This window comes from Algoriphagus aestuariicola (assembly GCF_017254835.1).
GTDB lineage: Bacteria > Bacteroidota > Bacteroidia > Cytophagales > Cyclobacteriaceae > Algoriphagus > Algoriphagus aestuariicola.
The window spans coordinates 1-481 of the sequence record NZ_JAFKCW010000024.1 but is presented as its reverse complement, the minus strand read 5'-3'; the positions used below and the strand labels follow the sequence as shown (position 1 = coordinate 481).

The 481-nt window shown below is 58.4% G+C and carries 1 pseudogene; it reads left to right on the top strand.

The window, feature by feature from the left end:
• A pseudogene (locus J0A67_RS23530) lies at nucleotides 1-481 on the top strand (endopeptidase La); the annotation flags it as partial.

Here is a 481-nt window from a genome sequence, read left to right as displayed (position 1 = left end):
CGATGATGGAGTCGGAGATCGACCTGCTGCAGGTTGAGAAACGCATCCGCAACCGCGTCAAGAAGCAGATGGAGAAGAGCCAGCGCGAGTACTATCTGAATGAGCAGATGAAGGCGATTCAGAAAGAACTGGGCGAGATGGACGACGCGCCGGACGAGCACGAAGCGCTGAAGCGCAAGATCGATGCGGCGAAAATGCCGAAAGAGGCGCGCGAGAAAACCGAAGCGGAACTGCAAAAGCTGAAGATGATGTCGCCGATGTCGGCGGAAGCGACCGTGGTACGCGGCTACATCGACTGGATGCTTCAGGTGCCGTGGAACGCGCGCAGCAAGGTGAAAAAAGACCTGGTCAAGGCGCAGGAAGTGCTCGATACCGATCACTACGGCCTGGAGCGCGTCAAGGATCGCATCCTCGAGTACCTCGCGGTGCAGAGCCGCGTCAGCAAAATCAAAGGGCCTATCCTGTGTCTGGTTGGGCCGCC